The 2,470-nt window shown below is 74.3% G+C and carries 4 protein-coding genes; 3 read left to right on the top strand and 1 reads right to left on the bottom strand.

What is annotated here, in order from left to right; translation table 11 throughout:
* On the top strand, positions 1-791 hold a 791-nt coding region (locus AB0C29_RS43430; RefSeq protein ID WP_360833506.1), incomplete at its 5' end, for a S41 family peptidase.
* Positions 792-813: 22 nt separating this feature from the next.
* Here the strand turns inward: AB0C29_RS43430 and AB0C29_RS43425 are convergent.
* Entirely contained in the window at positions 814-1,413 is a 600-nt protein-coding gene (locus tag AB0C29_RS43425) for an NAD(P)-binding domain-containing protein (protein WP_360833504.1), read from the bottom strand.
* 124 nt (positions 1,414-1,537) lie between these two features.
* Between AB0C29_RS43425 and AB0C29_RS43420 the strand changes: the two genes are divergently transcribed.
* Positions 1,538-2,248, top strand: a complete 711-nt coding sequence (locus tag AB0C29_RS43420; protein ID WP_360833502.1) for a GAF and ANTAR domain-containing protein — start codon at positions 1,538-1,540, stop codon at positions 2,246-2,248.
* A 9-nt stretch (positions 2,249-2,257) separates the two neighbouring features.
* Complete coding sequence (locus AB0C29_RS43415) at positions 2,258-2,455, top strand: hypothetical protein (RefSeq protein ID WP_360833500.1); 198 nt, start codon at positions 2,258-2,260, stop codon at positions 2,453-2,455.
* Positions 2,456-2,470: the final 15 nt, after the last annotated feature.

The following is a 2,470-nucleotide window of genomic DNA, read 5'->3' as shown; positions in this document are numbered from 1 at the left end:
CCCGGCTAGACGGGCACACCACCGACCTCGCTGCAGCCTTCGCCGGCCGCCACGAGCCGGACGACGCGGCCGGCTGCCGGGCCCTGCAGAAATGCGCGAACGTCCACTCCCGGCACCTGGAGCTGCACTTCGACCCCGCGGGGGCGGAGCAGGCCGACGACGAGCCCAACGGCTGGCCGCCGCCGGACCCCGCACTGGTACGGCGCAAGGCCGCGGGCGTCACCTCCGTCCGGCGACTGGACGACGGCACCTGCGTGCTGACCCTGGACGCGCTCGAGCCGTACGCGATCGCCCGGCCGTACCTCGACGCCGCCCTGACCCTCGCCCGCGACTCCACCCGGCTGGTGCTGGACCTGCATGACAACGGGGGCGGTGACCCGGCCACCCTGGCGGCGGTCGCGGGCCCGCTGCTCGGTGACGCCGCCCAGCAGCTGTCCGACGTGCTCTACCGGGACCGCAGCCGGCAGTGGTGGACCAACGACTCCCCGCCCGGCAGCGCGTTGACCCAGCCGTTGCTGGTCCTGACCAGCCCGCGGACATACTCCTCGGCGGAGGCGCTGGCGTATCACCTGCAAGTGCGGGGACGCGCGACCGTGGTGGGCGAGCCGACCCGCGGCGCGGCCGACCATGTGACGCCGGTCCGGCTGACTCCGCAGGTGCTGGGCTTCCTGCCCGAGGCCGAGGTCCGCGACGCGGTGACCGGCGGCAACTGGGAGGGCAGCGGCGTGCTGCCGGACATCACCCATCCGCACGCGACCGCCCTGGAAGCGGCCCTCGCCGCGCAGGCGTAGCGGACCCTCGTGACGCGCCGGCTCACCGCGCGGAGCCGACCGCCTCGGCGAAGACCGCCGTCGCGTCGGCCACATCGATCTCCCGCATCCGCAGCGGCCCGCCGGCCTCGGTCAGGCAGGCGTTGCTCGCCCCGCCGGCGAAGAACGGCGCGAAGCCGAGGTCCTGGATCAGCCGGGTCGCCGCACTGCGCGCGTCCCGGTGATCGGTGCAGATGAACTCGGCCAGCAGCGGGTCCCGGCCGCGGCGCCGGCGCAGCACGCTGGGCGTGCAGGTGTTGAGCGCCTTGACCCAGTGCGCGTCGGGTGCCCAGGTCGCCAGGGTCTCGATGCCGCTGAGGTCGCCCGGCACGGCCCGCTGGTAGCCGCCGTCCCAGATCACCGGGTCGGTGGCGTCCAGCACCGGCTTGCCGCTCAGCGCGCCCGCGGTGGCGTCGATCAGGGTGTGCGCGGTCGCCCAGTCCGGGGCGAACAGCACGACGTCACCGAAAGTGGCGGCGTCCGTCGCGGTGACAGTGGTCGTGGCGGCGGGCGAGGAGCTGACGACGACGTCATGACCGGCCTGGGTCCACCACTCGGCCAGCGATCCGCCCAGCTCACCGGCGCCGATGATTCCGATCCGCATGACAGCAGTCTGCGCCCGGCCTCCGGGGCCTGTCCGAAAAACGCTTGAACCGGTTCAACTTTGCCGGCCCGTCGAGGGGGTAGCGTGTGACCTTGGCCGACCGCGGCCGGCAAGGAGACCGCTGATGTCCGAGACGCACCGGCCCGCCGCCACCGAGGCCTTCGCCCGGCTCGGCCGGATCAAGCTCGGCGAGACGGACCTCGAGGGCGTGCTGACGATCGTCGCGGAGCTGGCCCAAGCCACTGTTCCGGGCGCCGACGCGGTCTCCGTGACCCTCGTACGCCCCACCGGCCCGGCCACCGCCGCCTTCACCGCCGAGCTCGCCCTGGACCTGGACGAGGCGCAGTACCGGCAGGGACACGGCCCGTGCCTGGACGCCGCGGCCTCCCTGCAGACCCTGGCCACCCCGCACACCGACAGCGAGAGCCGCTGGCCCGACTGGGCCGCCCGGGCCGTGGACGCCGGTGTGCGCAGCGCCCTGGCCGTGGGGCTGCCCGTGGAGGAGGGGGTCACGGGGGCGATCAACGTCTACTCCACCGCGCCGGACGCCTTCGACGACGAGGCCGTCGCGCTCGCCCAGACCTTCGCCGCGTACGCCGCCGCGGCCCTGGGCAACGCCCACGTCTACGACGTGCAGGTCACCCTGGCCCAGCAGATGCAGCTGGCGATGGAGAGCCGGGCCGTCATCGAGCAGGCCAAGGGCATCATCATGGGCGAGCGGCGGTGCACCCCGGAGGAGGCGATCCAGATCCTCATCGGCGTCTCCCAGCAGGGCAACCGCAAGGTCCGTGACATCGCGGCGGCACTGGTCGCCCGGGCCGGCCGGCCTTCCTGAGACGCTCCGGTGGCGAAGCTGGCGGCCGTCGCGGTGGTCGGTGTCGTCGCCACCCACCCGCCGGAGCTGCCGGCCGGGCCGTACCCGGTCCTGCTGCACGAGTCCGAGGATCTGGCTCGCGAATGGACCGTCGCGGTGCTGACGCCGCGCTTCGGCGCCGAACGACGTCGTGCAGGGGGTCCGGCACCTGCCGGCGACGCCCGGTGAGGGCCGGGCCGACGC

The organism is Actinoplanes sp. NPDC048791, from assembly GCF_040650095.1.
Lineage (GTDB): Bacteria > Actinomycetota > Actinomycetes > Mycobacteriales > Micromonosporaceae > Actinoplanes.
Note: the sequence above shows the minus strand (reverse complement) of the source record. Positions and strands in the feature narration are given on the sequence as shown.